The 23,772-nt window shown below is 71.3% G+C and carries 18 protein-coding genes, 1 pseudogene and 1 riboswitch; of the genes and pseudogenes, 4 read left to right on the forward strand and 15 right to left on the reverse strand.

Annotated features, from left to right (window positions below):
- The 5 genes and pseudogenes from BU197_RS04340 to BU197_RS04360 all read right to left on the reverse strand — a co-directional run.
- A pseudogene (locus tag BU197_RS04340) lies at nt 1-223 on the reverse strand (hypothetical protein); the annotation flags it as partial.
- A 190-nt stretch (nt 224-413) separates the two neighbouring features.
- On the reverse strand, nt 414-1,058 hold the full coding sequence (locus BU197_RS04345; protein WP_188266847.1) for a thymidine kinase: 645 nt from the start codon (nt 1,056-1,058) through the stop codon (nt 414-416).
- Between the two features lie 57 nt (nt 1,059-1,115).
- Nucleotides 1,116-2,321, reverse strand: coding sequence for an alkaline phosphatase family protein (locus BU197_RS04350; protein WP_188266848.1), 1,206 nt, complete (start codon nt 2,319-2,321; stop codon nt 1,116-1,118).
- Complete coding sequence (locus BU197_RS04355; protein WP_188266849.1) at nt 2,321-2,917, reverse strand: DUF5998 family protein; 597 nt, start codon at nt 2,915-2,917, stop codon at nt 2,321-2,323. Before BU197_RS04355 ends, BU197_RS04350 begins: the two co-directional genes overlap by 1 nt.
- Before the next feature lie 40 nt (nt 2,918-2,957).
- Nucleotides 2,958-5,984, reverse strand: a complete 3,027-nt coding sequence (locus BU197_RS04360; protein WP_188266850.1) for a bifunctional GNAT family N-acetyltransferase/acetate--CoA ligase family protein — start codon at nt 5,982-5,984, stop codon at nt 2,958-2,960.
- Between the two features lie 187 nt (nt 5,985-6,171).
- Here BU197_RS04360 and BU197_RS04365 point away from each other — a divergent pair, with 187 nt between their 5' ends.
- Entirely contained in the window at nt 6,172-6,453 is a 282-nt protein-coding gene (locus BU197_RS04365) for an HPr family phosphocarrier protein (protein ID WP_030222698.1), read from the forward strand.
- A 197-nt stretch (nt 6,454-6,650) separates the two neighbouring features.
- Here BU197_RS04365 and BU197_RS04370 read toward each other — a convergent pair whose 3' ends face one another.
- From BU197_RS04370 to BU197_RS04385, 4 genes are all read right to left on the reverse strand, one after another.
- Nucleotides 6,651-7,334 carry a GntR family transcriptional regulator gene (locus BU197_RS04370; protein WP_188266851.1) on the reverse strand — a complete coding sequence of 228 codons (684 nt, stop codon included), beginning with the start codon at nt 7,332-7,334 and terminating at the stop codon, nt 6,651-6,653.
- A gap of 207 nt (nt 7,335-7,541) precedes the next feature.
- The gene (locus BU197_RS04375) at nt 7,542-8,312 is read right to left on the reverse strand and encodes a M23 family metallopeptidase (protein WP_188266852.1); all 771 of its coding nucleotides are present in this window, start codon (nt 8,310-8,312) and stop codon (nt 7,542-7,544) included.
- Nucleotides 8,313-8,324: 12 nt separating this feature from the next.
- Nucleotides 8,325-8,486: riboswitch (cyclic di-AMP (ydaO/yuaA leader) on the reverse strand.
- Nucleotides 8,487-8,793: 307 nt separating this feature from the next.
- Entirely contained in the window at nt 8,794-10,161 is a 1,368-nt protein-coding gene (locus BU197_RS04380) for a M16 family metallopeptidase (RefSeq protein WP_188266932.1), read from the reverse strand.
- Between the two features lie 26 nt (nt 10,162-10,187).
- Nucleotides 10,188-11,534 carry a M16 family metallopeptidase gene (locus tag BU197_RS04385; RefSeq protein ID WP_188266853.1) on the reverse strand — a complete coding sequence of 449 codons (1,347 nt, stop codon included), beginning with the start codon at nt 11,532-11,534 and terminating at the stop codon, nt 10,188-10,190.
- 181 nt (nt 11,535-11,715) lie between these two features.
- Here BU197_RS04385 and BU197_RS04390 point away from each other — a divergent pair, with 181 nt between their 5' ends.
- The gene (locus tag BU197_RS04390; RefSeq protein ID WP_188266854.1) at nt 11,716-14,175 is read left to right on the forward strand and encodes a DNA topoisomerase (ATP-hydrolyzing) subunit A; all 2,460 of its coding nucleotides are present in this window, start codon (nt 11,716-11,718) and stop codon (nt 14,173-14,175) included.
- A gap of 241 nt (nt 14,176-14,416) precedes the next feature.
- Here BU197_RS04390 and BU197_RS04395 read toward each other — a convergent pair whose 3' ends face one another.
- The 4 genes from BU197_RS04395 to BU197_RS04410 all read right to left on the reverse strand — a co-directional run bounded on the left by BU197_RS04395 (nt 14,417) and on the right by BU197_RS04410 (nt 20,232).
- Nucleotides 14,417-15,487, reverse strand: a complete 1,071-nt coding sequence (locus BU197_RS04395) for a CobW family GTP-binding protein (protein WP_188266855.1) — start codon at nt 15,485-15,487, stop codon at nt 14,417-14,419.
- A 529-nt stretch (nt 15,488-16,016) separates the two neighbouring features.
- Complete coding sequence (locus BU197_RS04400) at nt 16,017-16,625, reverse strand: response regulator (RefSeq protein WP_411158440.1); 609 nt, start codon at nt 16,623-16,625, stop codon at nt 16,017-16,019.
- A 152-nt stretch (nt 16,626-16,777) separates the two neighbouring features.
- Nucleotides 16,778-18,016, reverse strand: a complete 1,239-nt coding sequence (locus BU197_RS04405) for a sensor histidine kinase (RefSeq protein WP_188266856.1) — start codon at nt 18,014-18,016, stop codon at nt 16,778-16,780.
- A 98-nt stretch (nt 18,017-18,114) separates the two neighbouring features.
- Complete coding sequence (locus tag BU197_RS04410) at nt 18,115-20,232, reverse strand: type IIA DNA topoisomerase subunit B (RefSeq protein ID WP_188266857.1); 2,118 nt, start codon at nt 20,230-20,232, stop codon at nt 18,115-18,117.
- A 432-nt stretch (nt 20,233-20,664) separates the two neighbouring features.
- On the opposite strand from BU197_RS04410, the gene BU197_RS04415 reads away from it, so the two are divergent.
- Nucleotides 20,665-20,895: a hypothetical protein gene (locus BU197_RS04415; RefSeq protein WP_030211728.1), complete on the forward strand. Its 231-nt coding sequence runs from the start codon at nt 20,665-20,667 to the stop codon at nt 20,893-20,895.
- A gap of 127 nt (nt 20,896-21,022) precedes the next feature.
- Here the strand turns inward: BU197_RS04415 and BU197_RS04420 are convergent, their stop codons facing one another.
- Both BU197_RS04420 and BU197_RS04425 read right to left on the reverse strand, forming a co-directional pair.
- Nucleotides 21,023-21,868 (reverse strand): S1 family peptidase, encoded by an 846-nt coding sequence (locus tag BU197_RS04420; RefSeq protein WP_188266858.1) that lies wholly within the window; start codon nt 21,866-21,868, stop codon nt 21,023-21,025.
- A gap of 150 nt (nt 21,869-22,018) precedes the next feature.
- The gene (locus BU197_RS04425) at nt 22,019-23,560 is read right to left on the reverse strand and encodes an RNA polymerase sigma factor (protein WP_188266859.1); all 1,542 of its coding nucleotides are present in this window, start codon (nt 23,558-23,560) and stop codon (nt 22,019-22,021) included.
- Here BU197_RS04425 and BU197_RS04430 point away from each other — a divergent pair.
- Entirely contained in the window at nt 23,493-23,723 is a 231-nt protein-coding gene (locus tag BU197_RS04430; protein WP_188266940.1) for a hypothetical protein, read from the forward strand. The genes BU197_RS04425 and BU197_RS04430 overlap by 68 nt on opposite strands.
- Nucleotides 23,724-23,772 lie beyond the last annotated feature (49 nt).

Genomic DNA, 23,772 nt, shown 5'->3' on the forward strand with positions numbered 1-23,772 from the left:
GGCCGGTGCGCGGCGCGGGCCCCTCGCCGTCGGGGCTCCGGGCCGGGTCGGCGGCCGGGAGGGCCGGGTCGGCGGCCGGGCCGTCCGTCGGCTTCGTGCCGTCGGCCCTGTCGGGCACGGTCTCGGCCTCGGGCACGGTCTCGGCCTCGGTCTCGGTCTCGGAGCCGTTCGTCGTCCTCTCGCCGTCGGCCTCGTCGGGCGCGGTGTCGGCGGCGGGCGGCACGGGTCCTCCAGGGAGCGCGGTTCGGGGGCGCCCGGAGTGCGGTGATCACGGGCCGACCGCCATTACCGCCGAACCGGGCGACCCGTACCCCATCACCAGGGGGTGTTCCGGCGCCGTCCGGGTGAACTCCCGGGGGCGGAGGGCGGCCCACCTGGAGGATTCGGCGGGCCCGGGTGTCCGGCCGCCGCGCTCAGCTGACCGGCAGGACGTCCGGGGACAGGGCTCCCGCGCGGGCGGAGGCGGCGGTCATCCGGCGGCGGTGGTGGCGGCGGCAGAGCACCTCGTAGCCGATCTCCTCAGCCGGGCGGTTCACGTCCCCGACCACCACCTGCTCGCCTTCGACGACCATCGCGCCGCCGACCGTGCGCGCGTTGTGGGTGGCGCGGGCGCCGCACCAGCACAGGGCCTCGACCTGGAGCTGTTCGATGCGGTCCGCCAGCTCGATGAGGCGCTGCGAACCGGGGAAGAGCTTGGTGCGGAAGTCCGTGGTGATGCCGAAGGCGAAGACGTCGAGGCCGAGGTCGTCGACGATCCGGGCGAGCTGGTCGATCTGCTCGGGGGCGAGGAACTGCGCCTCGTCCACGATCACGTAGTCCGCCTTGCCGCCCTGGGAGAGCTGGCCGACGAGGTACGCGTACACGTCCATGTCCCTCGGCGCCTCGACCGCCTCCGTCACCAGACCGAGCCGGGAGGAGAGCTTGCCCTCGCCCGCCCTGTCGTCACGGGTGAAGATCACGCCCTGGAGTCCCCGCGCGTCGCGGTTGTGGGCGATCTGGAGAGCCAGGGTGCTCTTCCCGCAGTCCATGGTTCCGGAGAAGAAGACCAGCTCGGGCATGACGGGTCGGGGACCTTTCGGGGTGTGGGGGGGGAAGGGGTACGTACGGAGAGGGGGTCAGGAGCGCACTTCGAGCAGCGGGACCAGTTGCTCCGCGGGGGTCATGGAGCCGTGCATCCCGGCCATCGCGGACTCGTTGGGCTCGTGGACGGAGGCGGTGATCGCCACGTCGTCGTGGGCGGCGGCGACGACGTCGCCGATCCGGCCGTACACCCGCTCGTCGATCTCGTCGCCGAACCAGCCGAGCGCGATCGCCTCGTCACGGCTCGCCACCCAGAACTGCTCGCCGATGACCTCGCGCCAGCAGGTGAGGACGTCCGCCTCGGCGCCGGGCACGGCGTAGACGTGCCGGGCCCGTCCTTCGCCGCCGAGGAGGGCCACGCCCGCGCGCAGCTCCCAGTCCTCGTCGAAGTCGATGCGGTGCTGCTCGTCGAAGGGGATGTCGACCATGCCGTGGTCGGCCGTGACGTACAGCGCGGAACGGGGCGGCAGCTGCTCCGCGAGCCGCCGGACCAGCCGGTCGACGCACATGAGCTGACCGCGCCAGGCGTCGGAGTCGATGCCGAAGCGGTGTCCCGCGCCGTCGAGTTCGCTGTAGTACGTGTAGACCAGCGCGCGGTCGCCCGCGGCGAGCTGCTCGGCGGCGACGTCCATGCGCTCCTCGCCGGAGAGCCGCCCGTGAAACGTTCCGCCACTGAGCGCGACCTGGGTCAGGGGCGTCTGCGCGAAGGTCGGGGACGACACCTGGGCGGTGTGGATCCCGGCTTCGTGCGCCAGCTGGAAGACGGTGGGGTACGGCTGCCAGACCTTCGGCGGGGTCCACGGCCTCCAGCGCAGCTGGTTCATCAGCTCGCCGGAGGCGGGGTCGCGCACGGTGTACCCGGGGAGGCCGTGCGTCCCCGGGGTGCGGCCGGTGCCGACGGAGGCCAGCGAGGTCGCGGTGGTGGCGGGGAAGCCGGAGGTGAGCGGGCGTCCCGTGCCGCCCCGCGAGGAGCCGAGGAGCGAGGTCAGATAGGGGGCCTCGTCCGGGTGGGCCTTGATCTGCTCCCAGCCGAGGCCGTCGATCAGGAAGACGCAGTTCCGGTCGGCCGGGGAGAGTTCCTCGATCCGTCCGGCGAAACCGGAGACGCCCTGCCCCGCGACGAGCGTCGGCAGCAGGTCGGCGAGGGATCCGGAGCCGTACTCGGGGACCGGCGCGGTCTCCGCGGCCAGCGGGACCGGGTCGTCGGGCCAGCCGTGGGCCACCGTGGTCGGGTGCGCCATCAGCGGGCGGGCGCGGCGGTGGCCGCGATGGCTTCGGAGAGTGCCTGGGCGAAGGCGAGGGTCTGCCGGACGGTGTCCGGGCCGTCGCCCGCGTCGCTCACCCGCAGGCTCAGGTCGTCGGCGGTGGAGTTCCCGGTGTAGCCGTGGTCGGCGTCGCAGTTGGGGTCGCCGCAGGCGGCGGGCTCCAGGTCGATCCGGGAGACGGCGCCCCAGCCGATGGTGAGGACGACCTCGCGGGGCAGCGTGCCCGGCGTGTACGACTCGGGGTTGGCGACGACCCGGCTGACGACGACCGACGAGATCCGGTCCAGCTTCACGGACTCGGTGGAGGTCGTGGCGTACGGCGTCGGGGAGCTGCCGTCGGCGGCCTGCTCGTCGGTGTGGCTGACGATGAAGCGGTGCGGCGTCAGGACGAGGACGGTGACGTGGCGGCGCACCTCGTTCGCGTCGAAGGTGGTCTCCTGGTGCACCACGTACGACGCGACGGCCTCACCGCCGACGGCGGCCTCCACCGCCTCGGCCACGAGGGCCGGGTAGTAGCCGCTGCGCTCGATCGCCGCGCGCAGCCCCTGGGTCGTCGTACCGCTCTTTGCCATGGGCTCCATCCTACGGGGCCCGAGGGCCCCCTCAGGCCCCTCAGTACCTCGGCAGGCTGCGGGGACCGAGGTCCGTACGGGGGGCCGGCGGGGCCAGTCGGACGGTGGCGCCGAGGACGGAGAGTCCGTGCGGGGCCACGACCACCGGCTCCAGGGAGACGGCGATCACCTCGGGATGGGCGTCGACGAGCCGGGAGACCCTCAGCAGGACCTCTTCGAGGGCCGGGGTGTCGACGGGCGCGGCGCCGCGCCAGCCGAAGAGCAGGGGCGCGGTGCGCAGGGAACGGACCTGCTCGGCCACGTCCCGGTCGGTGGCGGGGACCAGCCGGTGGGCGATGTCGCCGAGCAGTTCGGAGGCGGCACCGGCGAGGCCGAAGGAGAGGACGGCTCCGGCGGCCGGGTCGATGGCGGCGCGGACCACGGTGTCGACGCCCCGGGGCGCCATGGCCTGGACGACCGGCTGGAGCACCTCCGGTGTGCCGAGGGCCTCGGTCAGCTCGGCGTACGCCGTCCGGAGCTGTCCTTCGGTCGCCAGGTCGAGGCGGACGCCGCCGAGGTCGGGGCGGTGGCGCAGATGCGGTGCGGTCGTCTTGAGGGCGACCGGGTAGCCGAGCCGGGCGGCGGCCGTGACGGCGGCGTCGGGGGTGGGCGCGGGCAGGGCGGGGCGGACGGTGACGCCGTACCGGGCGAGGAGTTCCCCGGTCTGCTCGGTGTCGAGGGTCACCCCCCGGGCCTCGGCCTCGGCCCCGCCGAGCAGCCGCTCGATGAGGGCGGCGGCTCCCGCCTCGTCGATGTCGTCGTACTCGGGTACGCGTCCGGGCTCGGCGGCCTGCCGTCGCCACTGCCCGTACCGCACGGCCTCGGCCAACGCCCGCACGGCCCGCTCGGCGGCGGGATAGGCGGGGATGGTGCCGGGCTCGGCAGCTGCGCCTGGTGTGGGGGTGGCGGTCGGTGCGGGCGGGACGGATGAGGCGGTGGTGGGGGCCGGTGCGGGCGGGACGGTTGGGACGGTGGTGGCATCCGGCGCAGGCGGGACGGATGAGGCGGTGGTGGTCGTCGGTGCGGGCGGGCGGGAGCCGGCCGGAGCGGGCGGGCGGGTGCTGGCCGGAGCGGGCGGGCGGGTGCTGGCCGCTGCCGAGAGGGCCTCCGCGAGGCCGCCCATCTCGACGTGCACGACGACCACCGGCTTCACCGGGGCGGGTGCGGAGGCGACGGCCTCGCGCAGGGCGGCGGCGAGGACTTCGCCGTCGCCGAACTCGATGGCGCCGCCCTCCCCCGCCCAGGGGATCGCGTTGACGACGACCGCGTCCGACGCGTCGTCGGCGAGCGCCGTCGCCAGCGCGTCGCGGAAGTCGGCGGGGACCGCGCCCGTGGTGAGGTCGAGCGGCTTCAGCGGGCGCAGCCCCTCGGTGAGGCAGGCGTCGTAGGTGAGGAGGCCGAGGGACTCGGAGTTGCCGAGGATCGCGACCCGGGGCCCGGCGGGCAGCGGCTGGCCGGCGAGCAGCAGCCCGGCGTCGACCAGTTCCGTGACGGTGTCGACGCGGATGACGCCCGCCTGGCGGAGCAGCGCGGAGACCGTGGCGTAGGGGATGCGGGTGACGGGGACCCGGTGGCCGGGCGGGGCGCTGCCGCTGTGCCGGGCGCCCTTGACGACGACGACCGGCTTGACGGCGGCGGTGCGGCGGGCGAGGCGGGTGAACTTCCGGGGGTTGCCGATGGACTCCAGGTAGAGGAGGACGACATCGGTGCCGGGGTCGTCGTAGCCGTACTGGAGGAAGTCGTTTCCGGAGACGTCGGCGCGGTTGCCCACCGAGAGGAAGGAGGAGAGGCCCGCGCCGCGCCGGTGGAGCCCGGCGAGGAGCGCGATGCCGATGGCGCCGGACTGGGCGAAGAGCCCGATCCGGCCGGTGGCGGGCATCTGCGGGGCGAGGGAGGCGTTGAGGCGCACCTCGGCGGCGGTGTTGATGATCCCGAAGGCGTTCGGTCCGATGATCCGCATACCGTACGAACGGGCCTGCCGGACCAGGGCGCGCTGTCGCTCGCGCCCGAGGGTGCCGCTCTCCGCGTAACCGGCGGAGAGGACGACGAGGCCCTGGACGCCGTGCTCGCCGCAGTCCGCGACGACCTCGGGGACCCGTTCGGCGGGAACGGTGACGATGGCGAGGTCGACGGGTTCGCCGATGGCGCCGACGGAGGAGTGGGCGGGGACGCCGTCGAGCGCGGCGGGGCCTTCGGCGCCTTCCGTGAGCGCGGTGTTGACGGCGTACACCCGCCCGGTGAACCCGGCGCCGAGGAGGTTGCGGAGCACGGTCCGGCCGACTCCGCCCGGGGTCCGTCCGGCTCCGACGACGGCGACGGAGCGGGGGGTGAGGAGGCGCTGCACGGAGCGCGCCTCGGCCCGCTGTTCGCGGGCGCGCTGGACGGCGAGGGAGCGGTCGGTCGGTTCGAGGTCGAGGTGGAGCCGTACGGAGCCGTCCTCGAAGCTGCGTTTCTGGGTGTAGCCCGCGTCCGTGAACACCTTGATCATCTTGGTGTTGGCGGGGAGCACCTCGGCGGCGAAGCGCCGGATGCCGCGTTCGCGCGCGACGGCGGCGATGTGTTCGAGCAGGGCGGAGGCGACTCCGCGTCCTTGGTGGGCGTCCTGGACGAGGAAGGCGACCTCGGCTTCGTCGGCGGGGACGGAGGCGGGCAGCCCCCGGTCGTCGATGCGGTCGTAGCGCACGGTGGCGATGAACTCGCCGCCCACGGTGGCCGCGAGGCCGACCCGGTCCACGAAGTCGTGGTGGGTGAAGCGGTGCACGTCCTTGGCGGAGAGCCTGGGGTAGGGGGCGAAGAAGCGGTAGTACTTCGACTCGTCCGAGACCTGCTCGTAGAAGCTGACGAGCCGGTCGGCGTCGTCGGCGGCGATGGGCCGGATGCGCGCGGTGCCGCCGTCGCGGAGCACCACGTCCGCTTCCCAGTGGTCGGGATAGGCATGCTCCAAGGGCTCCCCCGCCCCTGCCGCCTCCGGGCCCGCCGGAGGTGCTGCCTGGTCCGCCGCTTGCGACTGCTCCGACGCGCTGTGCATGGGCTCAGCCTACGGCGGTGGCACGGGTAGCGCGGCGAGGGGCCGCCGTGCAAGGTGGGGAAGGCACCGGGCGCGGCGCGGGAGGGCCCAATGGCGGTCCGATCCGGGCCGAAGGTCGGTGCCTGCGCGGAAACTTCCCGTGAGAGACTGGTCTAGACAACCCGCTTGAGACTTGAAGGGCAACACCATGGCTGAGCGCCGCGTCAACGTCGGCTGGGCCGAGGGCCTGCACGCCCGCCCCGCGTCCATCTTCGTCCGTGCCGCCACGGCTTCCGGCGTTCCGGTGACGATCGCCAAGTCCGACGGCACCCCCGTGAACGCCGCCTCCATGCTCGCGGTGCTCGGTCTGGGCGCGCAGGGTGGCGAGGAGATCGTCCTGGCCTCCGACGCCGAGGGCGCCGAGGCCGCGCTGGACCGCCTGGCGAAGCTGGTCGCCGAGGGCCTGGACGAGCTTCCCGAGACGGTCTGAGTCGAGACCCGCCCGCGCCGGGTCCGTCCGGGCCCGGACCGCGACCCGTACGGCGAGAGGCCGTGAGTATCGGAATTCCGATACTCACGGCCTCTTCGCTTTTGTCCTCGACGCCCGACGCGGAATTCCGGACATCGTGAAATCACGCGAGGAGAGGCCTGGCCGAATTCCTCTCCCCCCTTCTCAAGGTGTACGCGTTAATGGTGGGCACTCGCCACGTTGACGGCGTGTTGCGAAACCCTCACACGGGCCGGGCCCAGCCGTTTGAGCCGGTGCGGCGGGCGTCGGCACTCCCAGTGCAGTGCCGTCAGCCGCCGCGCCCGTTCGGCGTCCCCGCGTGCCACGGCGTCCACGATCGCGCCGTATTCGGCCCAGGTCTCCACCGGTCGCTCGGGCCGCTCCACCACGTACATCCAGGCGATCTTGTGCCGCAGCTGGGTCAGCAGCGCCGTCAGCGGCGGGCTGTCGGAAGCCTGCGCGAGCGTCTCGTGGAACCAGCCGTCGAGCGCCCGCAGATCCTCGCCCTGTCCGCGTGCGGCGCGCTCCCGCCCCAGCCTGACCAGCCCGGCGAGTACCTTGAGGTGGGCTTCCGTACGCCGCTGGGCGGCGCGCGCGGCACCCAGCGGTTCGAGCAGGGCCCGCATGTCGAGCAGGTCGGCCGCCTCCCGCTCGGTGGGCTCGGCGACATGCGCGCCCGCGTGCCGACGGGTGACGACGAAGCCCTCCGACTCCAGGGTGCGCAGCGCCTCGCGGACCGGGACGCGGGAGACCCCGTACCGGCGGGCGAGCTGGTCCTCGGTCAGTCTGCTTCCCCGCCCGAGGGCACCGGAGACGATGTCGCCCCGGATCGCCGTGCACACCGCGTGAGCGGGAACGCTCATGTCACCGAACCTCCGCTTTGGTCGTACGAGACCATTCGAGCGGTGCCGCTTTCACGCACCTCCGTGACTCTATTGCAGTACGCCGGAAATTCCGATGCCCATGGAAAATGACGAGCGTAAAAACAGGGAAAAGCCCCGGCTCGAAGTGAGCCGGGGCTTTCACGTGACGCCGCCGGAAGGACCGGGCGGGCACGCCGCGGGCGTCGGTCAGACGCGGACGCCGCGGGCGCGCAGGTAGGAGATCGGGTTGATGTCGGAGCCGTACTCCGGGCTGGTGCGCGCCTCGAAGTGCAGGTGCGGGCCGGTCGAGTTGCCGGAGGAGCCGGAGATGCCGATCCGCTGGCCCGGCTCGACGCTCTGGCCGATGTTGACCCCGATGGAGGAGAGGTGACCGTACTGGGTGTACGTGCCGTCATGCATCCGGATGACGATGTTGTTGCCGTACGCCCCGCCCCAGCCGGCCTCGACGACGGTGCCGGAGCCGACGGAGACCACGGTGCTGCCGTAGGAGGCGTGGAAGTCGATGCCGGAGTGGCTGCCGGAGGACCAGAGGGAGCCGCCGGTCTTGTAGCCGGTGGAGACGTAGCTGCCCTCGACGGGGAGCTGGAAGGAGTCCAGACGGCGGCGCTCGGCCTCGCGGGCGGCGCGCTCCTTGGCCTCGCGGATCTCCTTGGCGCGGGCCTCGGCCTTGCGCTTCGCCTCGGCCCTGACCTTCTCCTTGGCGGCGGCCTCGAAGGCCTCCCGGTCCTGGGCGGCGGCCTGGGCGTTGAGGGGGTCCGAGAGGGAGTCCTGGGTGATCACTCGCATGCGGCCGGTGTCCTCAAGGGACAGGTGGTCGCCTTCGGCCGCGAGCGCCGGGGAGGCGAGGCTTCCGATGACGCCGGTGGTCGCGAGCGTCGCGGCGCCGGCGAAGCCCACGCCTCGGCGCGCCGTCCGGCTCGGAGCACGATGCTTCCCGGTGGCACGGGTGAACGCCATGAAGGGGCTGGTCCTTTCCTTCCCTCTCGCCTACCGGGTTAGCTGACGGGTTCGGAGCAGGAAGGTCTCCTACGGGCCCCTCCGCACGGGCGAAGGCGTCCGATTCACCCCAGGGACTGATGGGTCCCCGGCTCCCCAGGCTCGCGCCTGACGGGGACTCGGCGATGACTGTCCGATGCCGCGGGTGCGGCACGTGCAACCGACGAACAGTCGGAACGACGCTATGCGGATCACCTGTCGATCACCAACTGGACACGCATTTTGTAAGACTTACCACAGGGCATACATGATCTTTTTGACCTAATCCGGACAAATAAAGAACCCCGGTGGACGGTGCCACCGGGGTTCTTCCCCACCGGATCGAGGCGGATGGACACGGCCGGACCACCGGATCGAGACGGGCGGACCCGGGCCGGACCACCGGATCAGGCAGCCGAGTTCAGGCCATCCGTCCGATCCGGCGGGTGCGTCCGGGCCCGAATCAGCCCGTCACGACCGTCACTTCACCGATGCCGAGTTCCCGCACCGGCTCCGCGATCCGCGCCGCGTCGCCCACGAGCACGGTGACCAGCCGGTCCACCGGGAAGGCGCTGACCACGGCGGCGGTCGCCTCCACGGTGCCCGTCTCGGCGAGACGCGCGTACAACCGGGCCTGGTAGTCGTCCGGGAGGTGCTGCTCGACCTGGTCGGCGAGCGTCCCGGCGACCGAGGCGGCCGTCTCGTACTTGAGCGGAGCGACACCCACCAGGTTCTGCACGGCCGTCTCGCGCTCCGCGTCGGTGAGGCCTTCGGCGGCCAGCGTCCGCAGCACCTTCCACAGGTCGTCGAGGGCCGGACCGGTGTTGGGGGTGTCGACGGAGCCGCTGATGGCCAGCATCGAGGCGCCGTTGCCCGCCGCGTCCGAGCGGAGCACCTGCCCGAAGGCCCGCACGCCGTACGTGTAGCCCTTCTCCTCGCGCAGGACCCGGTCGAGCCGCGAGGTGAGCGTGCCGCCGAGGCAGTACGTGCCCAGGACCTGGGCCGCCCAGACGCTCGCGTGCCGGTCGGGACCGATCCGGCCGATCAGCAACTGGGTCTGGACGGCGCCGGGACGGTCGACGATGACGACCCGTCCGGTGTCGTCGGCGGAGATCGGCGGCATCGGCAGCGGCTCGCCCTGCCCGCCGGTCCAGGCGCCCAGGGTCTCGGCGAGGACCTTGTCCAGGTCGATGCCCGTCAGATCGCCGACGACCACGGCGGTCGCGGTGGCGGGCCTGACGTGCGCCTCGTAGAAGGCGCGGACGGCGGCGGCGTCGATCCCCTTGACGGTCTCCTCGGTGCCCTGGCGGGGCCGGGAGAGCCGCGAACCGGCCGGGAACAGCTCCTTGGAGAGCTGCTTGGCGGCGCGCCGGCCGGGGTTGGCCGACTCGTGCGGGATCTCGTCGAGCCGGTTGCGCACCAGGCGCTCCACCTCGGTCTCCAGGAACGCCGGGGCGATCAGCGCCTCGGAGAGCAGCCCCAGCGCCTTGGGCAGCCGGGAGGCCGGGACCTCCAGGGAGACCCGTACGCCCGGGTGGTCCGCGTGCGCGTCGAGCGTGGCGCCACAGCGTTCGAGTTCGGCCGCGAACTCCTCGGCGTCACGCTGGTCCGTGCCCTCGGAGAGCGCGCGGGCCATGATGGTGGCGACACCGTCGAGACCGGCGGGCTCGGCGTCCAGCGGAGCCGGCAGGAAGATCTCCACGGCCACCACCTGCTGGCCGGGACGGTGGCTGGTGAGCAGCGTCAGACCGTTGTCCAGAGCGCCGCGGTCCGGGGCCGGGAAGGCCCAGGGCCGGGCGACGCCCGGTGTCGGCTGGGGGTGGAAGTCCATGCTCGTCAAAGACGCGGCAGCGTCGGTCACTGGTCCGCCCCCTCTTCCTCGTCGCTGTCGCTCTGCTCGGTCGCCAGAGGCTCGTAGACCAGCACCGCGCGGTTGTCGGGACGCAGGGTCGCCGCGGCGGCGGCCCGCACCTCCTCGGCGGTGACGTCGAGGACCCGATCGACGGCCGTCAGGGCGAGCTGCGGGTCTCCGAAGAGCACCGCGAAGCGGCACAGCTCGTCGGCGCGGCCCGCGACGGTGCCGAGCCGGTCCAGCCACTCCCGCTCCAGTTGGGCCTGGGCGCGCTCCATCTCCTCGGGCGTCGGGCCCTCGGCGGCGAACCTGGCCAGCTCCTCGTCGACGGCCGCCTCGATCCGCGGCACCTCGACGCCGCCGGAGGTCTTGACGTCCAGCCAGCCGAGGGAAGGCGCACCCGCGAGCCGCAGCAGGCCGAAACCGGCCGCGACGGCCGTACGGTCACGGCGGACCAGACGGTTGTGCAGCCGGGAGGACTCGCCCCCGCCCAGCACGGTCAGGGCCAGGTCGGCGGCGTCGCACGCGCGCGTGCCGTCGTGCGGCAGCCGGTAGGCGGCCATCAGCGCGCGCGCCGGGACGTCCTCCTCGACGACCTCGCGCAGCTGCTCGCCGATGACCTCGGGCAGCGAACCGTCCTTCGGCGGCCGCTTGCCGTCGTGGGACGGGATCGAGCCGAAGTACTTCTCGATCCAGGCGAGGGTCTGCTCGGGGTCGATGTCACCGACGACCGAGAGCACCGCGTTGTTCGGGGCGTAGTACGTGCGGAAGAAGTTCCGCGCGTCCTCCAGGGTGGCCGCGTCCAGGTCGGCCATGGAGCCGATCGGCGTGTGGTGGTACGGGTGGCCCTCCGGGTACGCCAGGGAGACCAGCTTCTCGAAGGCGGTGCCGTACGGCACGTTGTCGTAGCGCTGGCGGCGCTCGTTCTTGACGACGTCCCGCTGGTTCTCCATGGACTCCTCGTCCAGGGCGGCGAGCAGCGAGCCCATGCGGTCGGCCTCCAGCCAGAGCGCGAGCTCCAGCTGGTGCGTCGGCATGGTCTCGAAGTAGTTGGTGCGCTCGAAGCTCGTCGTGCCGTTGAGCGAGCCTCCCGCACCCTGCACCAGCTCGAAGTGCCCGTTCCCGTGGACCTGCTTCGAGCCCTGGAACATCAGGTGCTCGAAGAGGTGGGCGAGGCCCGTGCGGCCCTCGACCTCGTGGCGCGAGCCGACGTCGTACCAGAGGCAGACCGCGGCGACCGGGGTCAGGTGGTCCTCGGAGAGCACCACGCGCAGGCCGTTCGCCAACCGGTGCTCGGTCGCTGTCAGGCCGCCGGAGCCGGCCTCGGCCGTGGCCGTGTGACCCATGGGCATGTACGTCCCTTCGATCGCGATGTGAAAAAGTCCTGCCACTGTATGCAAGCGCGCCGACACCTGGCGAAGTTCCCATCCTTTCCAGATGTCCCTCGTCCGGGTCGCGGTCGGCGTTGTCGGTGGCACGGTCCACAATGGTCCGCGTCAGATCAACCTTGTTGGTGAAGGAGCCGCAGCCGCGATGGCCCGCCGCAGCACGAAGACACCGCCGCCGGACGACGCGTTCGAGGAGAGAATCCTCGACATCGACGTCGTCGACGAGATGCAGGGCTCCTTCCTCGAGTACGCGTACTCGGTGATCTACTCGCGCGCCCTGCCCGACGCCCGGGACGGCATGAAGCCCGTCCAGCGCCGGATCGTTTTCCAGATGAACGAGATGGGCCTCAGGCCCGAGCGTGGCTTCGTCAAGTGCGCCCGCGTCGTCGGCGAGGTGATGGGCAAGCTGCACCCGCACGGCGACGCCTCCATCTACGACGCCATGGTCCGCATGGCCCAGCCCTTCTCCATGCGGCTCCCGCTCGTCGACGGGCACGGCAACTTCGGCTCGCTCGGCAACGACGACCCGCCGGCCGCCATGCGGTACACGGAGTCGCGGATGGCCCCCGCCGCCCTCCTCATGACCGAGTCCATCGACGAGGACACGGTCGACTTCACCCCGAACTACGACGGCCAGGAGCAGGAGCCGGTGGCACTGCCGGCCGCCTACCCGAACCTGCTGGTCAACGGGGCTTCGGGCATCGCGGTCGGCATGGCGACCAACATGCCCCCGCACAACCTCGGCGAGGTCATCGCCGCCGCCCGGCATCTGATCCGCCACCCCGGCGCCGACCTTGAAACGCTGATGCGTTTCGTGCCCGGCCCCGACCTGCCGACCGGCGGGCGGATCGTCGGCCTCTCCGGCATCAAGGACGCGTACCAGTCGGGCCGCGGCTCCTTCAAGATCCGCGCCACCACGAGCGTGGAGACGGTCACGGCCCGCCGCAAGGGCATCATCGTGACCGAGCTGCCCTTCACGGTCGGCCCCGAGAAGGTCATCTCCAAGATCAAGGACCTGGTCGGTTCCAAGAAGCTCCAGGGCATCGCGGACGTCAAGGACCTGACCGACCGCAACCACGGGCTGCGTCTGGTCATCGAGATCAAGAACGGCTTCGTGCCGGAGGCGGTCCTCGAACAGCTCTACAAGCTGACGCCGATGGAGGAGTCCTTCGGCATCAACAATGTGGCACTGGTCGACGGACAGCCCCTCACCCTCGGCCTCAAGGAGCTTCTGGAGGTCTATCTCGACCACCGCTTCAACGTGGTCCGCAGGCGCTCCGAGTTCCGCCGCACCAAGAAGCGCGACCGGCTCCACCTGGTGGAGGGCCTGCTCGTCGCGCTGCTCGACATCGACGAGGTCATCCGGCTGATCCGGGAGAGCGAGAACTCCGCTCAGGCCAAGGAGCGCCTGATGGAGCGCTTCTCGCTGAGCGAGATCCAGACGCAGTACATCCTGGACACCCCCCTGCGCCGCCTCACCAAGTTCGACCGCATCGAGCTGGAGACCGAGCGCGACCGGCTCAACGGCGAGATCGACGAGCTGACCGGAATCCTCGACTCAGACGCGGAACTGCGCAAGCTGGTCTCGGCGGAACTGGCCGCCGTCGCCAAGAAGTTCGCCACGGACCGGCGGACGGTCCTCCTGGAGTCGGCCGGCGCCCCGGTCGCCGCCGTCTCCCTTGAGGTCGCCGACGACCCCTGCCGGGTGCTGCTCTCCTCCACCGGGCTGCTGGCCCGTACGGCGACGGCGGAGCTGCCCCCGGCCGACCCCGAGGCGGGCCGCGTCAAGCACGATGTGATCCTTTCGTCGGTCGCCGCCACCCAGCGCGGTGACATCGGCGCGGTGACATCGGCCGGGCGGCTGCTGCGGCTCGCGGTGATCGACCTGCCGCAGCTGCCGGACACGGCGAGCGCCCCGAACCTGGCGGGCGGCGCGCCGCTCTCCGAGTTCCTGTCCCTGGAGGCGGACGAGACCGTGGTCTGCCTCACCACGCTCGACGAGTCCTCCCCCGGTCTCGCCCTCGGCACGCTCCAGGGCGTGGTCAAGCGTGTGGTCCCGGACTATCCGGCGAACAAGGACGAGCTGGAGGTCATCACCCTCAAGGAGGGCGACCGGATCGTCGGCGCGACCGAGCTGCGGACGGGCGAGGAGGATCTGGTCTTCATCACCTCCGACGCCCAGCTCCTGCGCTATCCGGCCTCGCAGGTGCGCCCGCAGGGCCGCCCGGCGGGCGGCATGGCGGGCGTGAAGCTGACGGCGGGCGCGGATGTGCTCTCGTTCGCGGCCGTCGACCCTGCGGCGGACGCCGTCGTCTTCACCGTCGCGGGTTCCACGGGCACCCTGGACTCCTCGGCGGGTACGTCGGCGAAGCTGACGCCCTTCGACCAGTACCCGCGCAAGGGTCGCGCGACCGGTGGCGTCCGCTGCCAGCGCTTCCTGAAGGGCGAGGACGTCCTGATCCTGGCCTGGGCGGGCGCCACCCCGGCCCGTGCCGCCCAGAAGAGCGGCGCCCCGGTGCCGCTCCCGGAGCCGGACCCGCGCCGCGACGGCTCGGGCACTCCGCTCCCCATGCCGGTGGACGTGGTGGCGGGCCCCGCGAGCTAGGTGCGGCGCCCCTGGAAGTGCGTGTCCTGGGGATCAGGGCGAGCCCGGCAGGATCCGAAGGACGTCCAGGGCCTGTCCGCCCCTTCGCGTCGGATCCTGCCGGGTCCTGCCGGGTCGTTCGATGCGTCCGACCGGCGTGCGGCCGGGGCGCCCTCGTAGCGGAGCTACCCGGGTGTCCCGGCCGTCCGCCGAGCGGTCGCGCCGGGCGGGCAGGGCCCCCGACGGGACGGTCGGACGGGCCCTAGGAACCTTCCTGGTCGCGGGCCTCCGGCTCCGCTTCCTTCCGCTGTACGTATCGCAGGACACCCCACATGCCGTGCTCGTCGGGGGTGTCCTGCGGCCCGTCGAGTTCGCAGGCCGCGAGTTCCTTGCGGAGGGCGGCCGCGTCGATGCCCGAGCCGATCAGTACGAGCTGTGTCAGCCGCTCCTCGCCTTCGGGCCACCGCTCGGGGTAGAAGCGCAGAAAGCGCCCGACCGCGTGCACGGCGTAGCGGTTGTCCGGGTCGGCGGCGCCGAAGTCGACGAAGCCCTTGATCCGGTAGAGCCCCTCGGGTCGCCCGTCGAGGAAGGCCATGAGCCGACGCGGGTGCAGCGGGCTCGCGGCGGTCAGGGAAACCGTCTCGTACGCCGTGTGCGGGTGCGCATGCGCGTCGTCCTCGTCCAGGGCGTAGAGGATGTCCTCGATGGACATCTGCCCCTCGATCTCCCCTTCGGGAACCACCCGGTCGAAGAGCAGTTCGGGGTCTATCCGGCCGTGCGTGGCGTCGACCACCACGGCCTTCCCCGCCAGCTCGCCCACCGTGCGGCGGACGGCTTCCAGTTCCTCCCCGGCGACGCGGTCGGCCTTGTTCACCACCACGAGGTCGGCGATCGGCAGATGCCGGTCGGTCTCGGGGTGACGCCGCCGGGTCGCCGAGAACTCGGCCGCGTCGACGACCTGCACGAGCCCGCCGTAGACGATCCGGTCGTTCTCGCTGGCCAGCACCATCCGGACGAGTTCCTGCGGCTCGGCGAGCCCACTCGCCTCGATCACGATCACATCGAGCCGGGACTCGGGCCGGGTGAGCACCTCCAGGTACTCGTCCAGCTCGCTCGCGTCGACGGCGCAGCAGAGACACCCGTTGCCGAGGGAGACCGTGGAGCCGACCTGCCCGGCGACGCTCATCGCGTCGATGCCGATGTCCCCGAAGTCGTTGACCATCACTCCGATACGGGTGCCCCGGGCGCTGCGCAGCAGATGGTTGAGGAGCGTGGTCTTCCCCGCCCCGAGGAACCCGGCCAGGACGACAACGGGGATCTGCTGCGTGGTCAAGGGACGTGCCTCCGGTTCCTTCGTGCCCCACGGCCGTGGGAAACCTCCAGAATAGGCACCTCGCCGCCACCGGCTCTGCGCGCTTCCGCCCGGACCGGGACGGGGTACGGGCGCGCGGCGTGGTCGGACAGGACGGCGCGCGGGCGGATCGGCGCGGAAGAGCCGGCGCGCGGGGCGCAGGTCTTCTGGCAGGCCCGACGCCCTCCTCCGAACGGCACGACGCCAGGTCCTGTGGAGGAGACCCAATGGCTGATGTGGACGTCACTGCGGACGATGCCGTCCGGGTTTGGCGGGTCCTGGGCCGTCCGGGCCGTCCGGGCCGTCCGGGCCGTCCGGGCCGTCCGGGCCGTCCGGGCCAACGTCGCCCGCACCGCCAAGGTGCCCGGACTCCGGGTCTCCGCCGTCGCCTACTCGCCCACCCTCTCGGCCGCCCCCGCCCCTCGTTCACCGAGTCGCTCGCCCTCCTCGACGGGCAGCCGGTGGACTTGGTCACCTCCATCACCAATCGTCATCCCCGTCTTTCACCCCATCAAGTGCCCCTTCTCCCAGGTGTCCTGACCAGACCGTGCTGATACGCGTAGCGCACGGCCTGGGCTCGATCGCGTACGCCCGTCTTCGCGAAGAGGTTGTTGATGTGGGTCTTCACCGTGGCCGTCGAGATCCGCAGCCGGGTCGCGATCTCCTGGTTGGAGAGCCCGTCCGCGACCAGTGTGATCACTTCCGTCTCCCGCTCGGTGAGCCCCTCCGCCTGGGGAACGGGCGGTCCGGCGGGGGCCTCCATCAGCTGTTCGATCAACCGTCGCTGCACGGTGGGCGAGAGCCCCGCCCGCCCGTCGGTCACATCCCGCAGGGCTCGCAGGATCTCCTCTCCGTCCGCGTCCTTGGTGAGATACCCCCGCGCTCCGGCCCGCAGCGCCGGGAACAGCGAGTCGTCGTCGGCGTACGTGGTGAGCACGACGACCTCCGTCCCGGGGTGTCGCTCGCGTATCCGGCGGGTGGCCTCGACCCCGTCGCACCGGGGCATCCGAAGGTCCATCAGGACCACATCGGGCGAGAGTCCGGCGGTGAGTTCGACGGCCTCCTCCCCGTCCCGGGCCGCCCCCACCACCTCCACTCCGGGAAGCAGCGTGAGCAGCATCACGATCCCCTCCCGCACCACAGCCTGGTCGTCGGCGACCACCACCCGCAGCACGGAGGCGCCCGCCCTCACCCGTTCCGACAGCTCCGCCCGGTCCGACACCGCCTGGCCCGACCGCTCCGCGCGCCGGTCGTCGGCCTGATCCAGGGCGCTCACGCCGGCACCCGCAGCCGCACCGCGAACCCGGGCCCCTCGGGCCCCGCGTCCAGGCTGCCCCCGAGCAGTTCGGCACGCTCCCGCATACCGCGCAGCCCGTATCCGGAGCCCGAGGAACCGAGCCCGGTCCCGCCTCGGTCCTCCTCCGTCAGTGGCGGCCCCGAGTCCCGTATCTCCAGGGAGACCCGGCCCGGCTCGTAGGAGAGCAGGATGCTCGTGTGGGCCCCGGGAGCGTGCTTGCGCACATTGGTGAGGGCTTCCTGAGCCACTCTCCGCACCGCCTGGGAGGCTTCGGCGGGCAACTCCCTGCGCTCTCCCGTGACATCGACCCGGGCCTTGCCCTCCCGTGCCAGGTCCCGCAGGTAGTCCTCGACGGGCACCATCTCGCCACGCAGGGCCGACAGGGCGTGCCGGGTCTCGGCGAGGCCTTCCCTGGCCATGGCGCGGGCCGAGGTCACGAGCTTGAGCACCTCCGACGGCTCAGCTCCCGACTCGATCTGGAGCCGGGCGACCTCCAGATGCACCATCTGCGCAGAGAGGCTGTGGGCGAGCACGTCGTGTATCTCTCGGGCGATCCTGGCCCGCTCGGCGAGCGCCGCCGAGGCGGCCTCGGCCTCCCTGGCGAGCCGCTCCTGCGCCAGCAGCTGGAATCCGGCGCCCCTGGCCTGGGCGTCCAGCCGGAGCGAGTACCCCGCGAGAAGCACGGCCGCCGTGGTGATGCCCGCCCCGAGCAACCCGGTCTCGTCGGCTTCCACGAAGCCGGGGACGAGTACCGCCACCGTGGCCAGTCCCAGTCGGAGCGGCAGCCGCTCCATCGCCATGACCGAGACGACTATCCACATCACGGTCGCGGACGCCGGAGCCCCGGCAGCGTAGGCCCCCAGTCCGCAGAGGGCCATCACCGAGAGCAATCCCAGCGACGCGGCCGCTCGATGGCCGAGGGTCGTGTGGTGGTAGCGGAGCGCCGCGAGACCGCAGAGTCCGAAGCCGATCGGAGGCACCGGGACGTACCAGCCGCCGAACGCCCCCGAGGCGTAGCAGCCGACGAGGACCCAGACGCTCAGGGCCGCGATCAGGAAGTAGTCGAGGACGATCCGCCCTCGGGGCACTCCCACCCGGGTGAGCGCCTCCCGCGAGGGCCAGGCGCTCCCGGGAGCCTCCCTGCCCTGCGTGCTCTCCGCGCTCCCGGCGCTCTCCGTGTTCCGCGTCGGTGCTCGGTCGAGCGTGTCCACCATGATCCGTCCCCCTCCGTCATTTCCATGCTACGGAGAGTGGAGGAGTGTGTGATCGGCCCGTGGGTGGAGCGTGTTGCTCCACCCACGGGTGGAGAGCCTCAGGCGTCGATGCGCGAACGGTCCAGGGTCGCCGCCGAGCCGGTGATGAACTCCTTGCGAGGCGCCACGTCATTGCCCATGAGGAGGTCGAAGACCTGCTCGGCCGCGTCCAGGTCGCCGATGTTGATCCGGCGCAGAGTGCGGTGGCGCGGGTCCATCGTGGTCTCCGCGAGCTGGTCGGCGTCCATCTCTCCGAGGCCCTTGTACCGCTGGATGGAGTCCTTGTAGCGGACCCCCTTGCGCTGGAACTCCAGCAGAGTCTGCCGCAGTTCGTTGTCCGAGTACGTGTAGACGTACTTGTCCTGGCCCTTCTTGGGCTGGACGAGTTCGATGCGGTGCAGCGGGGGCACCGCGGCGAAGACCCTGCCCGCCTCGACCATGGGCCGCATGTAGCGCTGGAAGAGCGTGAGCAGCAGGCAGCGGATGTGCGCGCCGTCGACGTCGGCGTCGACCAGGAGGACGATCTTCCCGTAGCGGGCCGCGTCGATGTCGAAGGTGCGGCCCGAGCCCGCTCCTATGACCTGGATGATCGCTCCGCACTCGGCGTTCTTGAGCATGTCCGAGACAGAGGACTTCTGGACGTTGAGGATCTTGCCCCGGATCGGCAGCAGCGCCTGGAACTCGCTGTTGCGGGCCAGCTTGGCCGTACCGAGGGCGGAGTCTCCCTCGACGATGAAGAGTTCGCTGCGCTCCACGTCGTCGCTGCGGCAGTCGGCCAGCTTGGCCGGCAGCGAGGAGGACTCCAGCGCGGTCTTCCGGCGCTGCGCCTCCTTGTGCTGGCGCGCGGCGATCCGGGTGCGGGCCGCCGCGACGGCCTTGTCCAGAACGGCGCGGGCCTGCGCCTTGGCGTCGCGCTTGGTCGAGGTGAGGAAGGCCTTGAGTTCCTTCGCGACCACGTTCGCCACGATCCGGCGGGCGGCGGAGGTACCGAGGACCTCCTTGGTCTGGCCCTCGAACTGCGGCTCGGCGAGGCGGACCGTCACGACGGCCGTGAGGCCTTCGAGGGCGTCGTCCTTGACGATGTCGTCCTCGGCGACGCGCAGCATCTTGGCGGAGCGCAGCACCTCGTTCACCGTCTTGGTGACGGCCTGCTCGAAGCCGGAGACATGGGTGCCGCCCTTGGGGGTGGCGATGATGTTGACGAAGGACTTGACCGTGGTGTCGTAGCCGGTGCCCCAGCGCAGGGCGACGTCGACGGCGAGTTCACGGGTGACCTCGGTCGGGGTCATGTGGCCGCGCTCGTCGAGGACGGGAACGGTCTCCTTGAAGGTGCCCTGTCCGGTGAGGCGCTGGATGTCGCAGACGGCCTTGTCCTGCGCGAGGTACTCGCAGAACTCGCTGATGCCGCCGTCGAAGCGGAAGGTCTCCTCGCTCTTGCCGATGCCCGCGAGGTCCCGCTCGTCGCGGACGACGATGGTGAGGCCGGGCACGAGGAAGGCGGTCTGCCGGGCGCGCTGGTGCAGCGTCTCCAAGGACAGCTTGGCGTCCTTGAGGAAGATCTGCCGGTCCGCCCAGTAGCGCACGCGCGTGCCGGTGCGGGTCTTGGGGACGCGCTTGCCCTTGCGGAGGCCGTTGCCCGGGTCGAAGGGGCTGTCGGGGCCCGCCTCGGTGAAGATGCCGGGGACGCCCCGGCGGAAGCTGATGGTGTGGGTGGCGCTGTTCCGGTCGACCTCGACGTCGAGGCGCGCCGACAGGGCGTTGACCACGGATGCGCCGACGCCGTGCAGACCACCGGACGCCGCGTACGAACCGCCGCCGAACTTGCCGCCCGCGTGCAGCTTGGTCATGACGACCTCGACGCCGGAGAGGCCGGTCTTCGGCTCGACGTCGACCGGGATGCCCCGGCCGTTGTCCCGGACCTCGACGGAGCCGTCGTCGTGGAGGATGACGTCGATGTGGTCGCAGAAGCCGCCGAGGGCTTCGTCGACGGAGTTGTCGATGATCTCCCAGATGCAGTGCATCAGGCCACGGCTGTCGGTGGACCCGATGTACATGCCGGGGCGCTTGCGGACCGCTTCGAGTCCTTCGAGGACGAGCAGGTGCCGCGCGGTGTAGTTGGAACCGTCACGGTCTGCGGTCAGCAGCGCACTGGACGGCACGGACGTTTCGGCGGTCACGCGGTTCGCTCCTCGCTGAATTTGAAATCAGGCCCCGTGGGGTAGGGCCGGGCATCGGTCACCGCACAGAGGGTACCGATGCCTGGTAGAGCCGTTGTCACGCCACCCACCCCGCTTCCTCATGCTAGTCCAGGGTCGCATGGGTGTTCGATCCCTCGTTGGGGTGACGCGAACATCACGTTCCCTTCCAGGCATGAACCATTTAGGCTCCGGGCACGTCCTCATGAACAACCGGCGACCGCGCCGGGAGGGCCAACCGACACAAGCAACGCGAAACCCGTAGAGCGACGCAATACGGCTCATTCGCCGCCAACCGGCAGCAAACAGCCACCTAGGAAGAAGTTTCAAGGAAAAGCCGCGAGCGGGAACGTTTTCGGCCTGGTTGGATGTTGACCCTGGTACGACAGCTCGTCGAGCTAGAGAAGAGGCGACGTGACTACTGTTCTGACCCCCGCGAGCCCCCTGACGGCCGCTGACCGCTGCGACCGCTGCGGCGCCCAGGCATACCTGCGTGTCGTCCTGACCAGCGGAGGTGACTTGCTCTTCTGCGCCCACCACGGACGCAAGTTCGAGCCGGAACTCAAGAAGATCGCCGTTGAGATACAGGATGAGACGGACCGGCTGACGGATGTGCCGGCCCGCACGGTCGGCGACGAACACTGACGCTTCGCATCCACGACGAGCCCAGATCCGGTTGACCGCACCGGATATCGGGCGGTCATCCCCGCATCTCCAGGGGGGTGGCCGCCCGTTCTCGTACCCACGCACCGCTCACGCACCGGCCGCACCGCTACGACCGGGCGTCCGGCAGGGACTTCCGCAGACCGGGCGGCAGCACGGCCGAGACACGGGTGTAGACACCGGGACTCCGCGCGTCGCCGCAGCCGCTGCCCCAGGACACCAGACCGATGAGCAGACCCCGCGCCACCAACGGCCCGCCGCTGTCGCCCTGACAGGCGTCCCTGCCGCCCTCGGGGTCCCCCGCGCACAGCATCGACCGACTTCGGTACGTGCCCCCGAAACCTCCCGGGTACGCCCGCTCGCACTCCGTATCCGGCAGTACGCGCACTCGTGCCGTCCTCAGCGTAGAGGCGTAGGCCCCATGGCCGGTCGTGTCTCCCCAGCCGTAGACATCGGCCTCGGTTCCCGGCGCCTCCGCCTTGTCCCCCGCGCGGGCCACACCGATGACATACGAACGGGGCAGCGGGCGCGCCAGAGTGAGTACCGCGAGGTCGCCCGTGTTGACGTCCGGGTCGTAGCCGGGGGCGACCCAGGTGTCGGAGACCCGGATCTCCTCGCCGCCCGGCCCGCCGAGCGCCGCGCGGCCCGCGATGACGGCGAAGTCGCGTACGTCCTCCGGCTCGCCGTCGAGCACGTCACGGCCGAGGCAGTGGGCCGCCGTGAGTACTTTCGTCGGCGCGACGGCCACGCCCCCGCAGAACTGCCCCGCGCGCGTACCCCCGAACCGGTCACGGCTCGACAGCGCCACGACCCACGGCGCCTCCGCGCTCCGGGTCTGTCGGCCGCCCACCACGACGCTGTCGGCGGCCACGGGGGCGGCGGAGGCCAGTGGGCCCGCCATCGCGGCGAGCACGCCCAGGGCGCCCGTCAAGGCCCGGCTGAGGGAACCACGCATGGAGTCTCCTGACTCTCCGTCGACGTCGATTCACCCAGCGTCGGGCATAAGCCCGTTCCGCGCACCTCGCATACGGCCGAAGGGCCCGGCTCCCCTCGGGGAACCGGGCCCTTCACACACTCCGTGCCTCGCCTCGGCGGCGGGTCCGGATCAGTCGAGGTAGTCGCGCAGCACCTGCGAGCGCGACGGGTGACGCAGCTTCGACATCGTCTTCGACTCGATCTGACGGATCCGCTCACGGGTCACGCCGTAGACCTTGCCGATCTCGTCCAGCGTCTTCGGCTGGCCGTCGGTGAGACCGAAGCGCATCGAGACGACGCCCGCCTCACGCTCGGAGAGCGTGTCGAGGACGGAGTGCAGCTGCTCCTGGAGGAGCGTGAAGCTCACCGCGTCGGCCGGGACGACCGCCTCGGAGTCCTCGATCAGGTCGCCGAACTCGCTGTCGCCGTCCTCACCCAGCGGGGTGTGGAGGGAGATCGGCTCGCGACCGTACTTCTGGACCTCGATGACCTTCTCGGGGGTCATGTCGAGTTCCTTGGCCAGCTCCTCCGGGGTGGGCTCGCGGCCCAGGTCCTGGAGCATCTGACGCTGCACGCGCGCGAGCTTGTTGATGACCTCGACCATGTGCACCGGGATACGGATGGTGCGGGCCTGGTCGGCCATGGCGCGAGTGATGGCCTGACGGATCCACCAGGTGGCGTACGTGGAGAACTTGTAGCCCTTGGTGTAGTCGAACTTCTCGACCGCGCGGATCAGACCCAGGTTGCCCTCCTGGATCAGGTCCAGGAAGAGCATGCCGCGGCCGGTGTAGCGCTTGGCCAGGGAGACCACCAGACGGAGGTTGGCCTCCAGGAGGTGGTTCTTGGCGCGGCGGCCGTCCTCGGCGATGATCTCCAGCTCACGCTTGAGCTTCGGCGCGAGCTTGTCCGAGTTGGCGAGCTTGTCCTCGGCGAACAGGCCGGCCTCGATGCGCTTGGCGAGCTCGACCTCCTGCTCGGCGTTGAGCAGCGGGACCTTGCCGATCTGCTTCAGGTAGTCCTTGACCGGGTCGGCGGTGGCACCGGCGACGGCGACCTGCTGGGCCGGAGCGTCGTCCTCGTCCTCGTCAGACAGGACGAAGCCCTTGCTCTCGCCCTCGGTCTCCTCTTCCTCGCCCTTGCCGGGCGCGACGTCCTCAAGGAGCTCCTCGCCCTCGCCGAGGTCGTCGGCGTCCTTCTTGGACGCGGTCTTCTTGGCCGCCGTCTTCTTCGCGACGGTCTTCTTGGCGACCGTCTTCTTGGCGACGGTCTTCTTCGCGGCCGCCTTCTTGGCGGGCGAACCGGCCTCGTCGGCCGAGTCCTCGGCCGCGCCGGCGGTCGTGGCCGAGACGGTGGTCTTCGTCACGGTCGTCCTGGCGGTGACGGTCTTGGTGGCGGTGCGCTTGACCGGGCTCTTCGCTGCGACGCTCTTGCGGGCGCGCTTCGGCGACTCCGCTGCACTGACCATCAGCGTCACACCCTCTTCCTCGAGGATCTGATTGAGGCTGCGCAGAACATTCTTCCACTGGGTTGGCGGAATCTGGTCAGCTTCGAAGGCCCGACGCACGTCATCGCCGGCGATCTGCCCATCAGCCTTTCCCCGCTCGATGAGCGCCATCACAGACTCGGACTCGGCGATCTCCGGCGGGAGCGTACGGGATGTGCTGGCCGACACGAACAACCTCTCGGAACGATGGAAACGGCTTCCGGCCCCGCCCTGGATCGGGCTGGAGCCGACGACCGTCGACGGGGAATGTGCCGACGGCGCGGGCTGGACCGGGGAACTGCACAGCGCCTCCATCGGCTGCTGTATTCCTTCCTCGGCCGTCACCTCTTAAGTCATCGCACGGCTCGGAGGAGTGTTACGCCCAATCTTCGTGGCCCGAG

Origin of the sequence: Streptomyces sp. CBMA291, assembly GCF_014596525.1 — a bacterium.
In the GTDB taxonomy this organism is placed as follows: domain Bacteria; phylum Actinomycetota; class Actinomycetes; order Streptomycetales; family Streptomycetaceae; genus Streptomyces.

Excerpts from the sequence above, each read along its gene's own strand:
- BU197_RS04345 (WP_188266847.1), bottom strand. The coding sequence starts at position 1,058 with ATGCCCGAGCTGGTCTTCTTCTCCGGAACCATGGACTGCGGGAAGAGC.
- BU197_RS04350 (WP_188266848.1), bottom strand. The coding sequence starts at position 2,321 with ATGGCGCACCCGACCACGGTGGCCCACGGCTGGCCCGACGACCCGGTC.
- BU197_RS04355 (WP_188266849.1), bottom strand. The coding sequence starts at position 2,917 with ATGGCAAAGAGCGGTACGACGACCCAGGGGCTGCGCGCGGCGATCGAG.
- BU197_RS04360 (WP_188266850.1), bottom strand. The coding sequence starts at position 5,984 with ATGCACAGCGCGTCGGAGCAGTCGCAAGCGGCGGACCAGGCAGCACCT.
- BU197_RS04365 (WP_030222698.1), top strand. The coding sequence starts at position 6,172 with ATGGCTGAGCGCCGCGTCAACGTCGGCTGGGCCGAGGGCCTGCACGCC.
- BU197_RS04370 (WP_188266851.1), bottom strand. The coding sequence starts at position 7,334 with ATGAGCGTTCCCGCTCACGCGGTGTGCACGGCGATCCGGGGCGACATC.
- BU197_RS04375 (WP_188266852.1), bottom strand. The coding sequence starts at position 8,312 with ATGGCGTTCACCCGTGCCACCGGGAAGCATCGTGCTCCGAGCCGGACG.
- BU197_RS04380 (WP_188266932.1), bottom strand. The coding sequence starts at position 10,161 with ATGGACTTCCACCCCCAGCCGACACCGGGCGTCGCCCGGCCCTGGGCC.
- BU197_RS04385 (WP_188266853.1), bottom strand. The coding sequence starts at position 11,534 with ATGCCCATGGGTCACACGGCCACGGCCGAGGCCGGCTCCGGCGGCCTG.
- BU197_RS04390 (WP_188266854.1), top strand. The coding sequence starts at position 11,716 with ATGGCCCGCCGCAGCACGAAGACACCGCCGCCGGACGACGCGTTCGAG.
- BU197_RS04400 (WP_411158440.1), bottom strand. The coding sequence starts at position 16,625 with ATGCTGCTCACGCTGCTTCCCGGAGTGGAGGTGGTGGGGGCGGCCCGG.
- BU197_RS04405 (WP_188266856.1), bottom strand. The coding sequence starts at position 18,016 with ATGGTGGACACGCTCGACCGAGCACCGACGCGGAACACGGAGAGCGCC.
- BU197_RS04420 (WP_188266858.1), bottom strand. The coding sequence starts at position 21,868 with ATGCGTGGTTCCCTCAGCCGGGCCTTGACGGGCGCCCTGGGCGTGCTC.
- BU197_RS04430 (WP_188266940.1), top strand. The coding sequence starts at position 23,493 with ATGAGCGCCATCACAGACTCGGACTCGGCGATCTCCGGCGGGAGCGTA.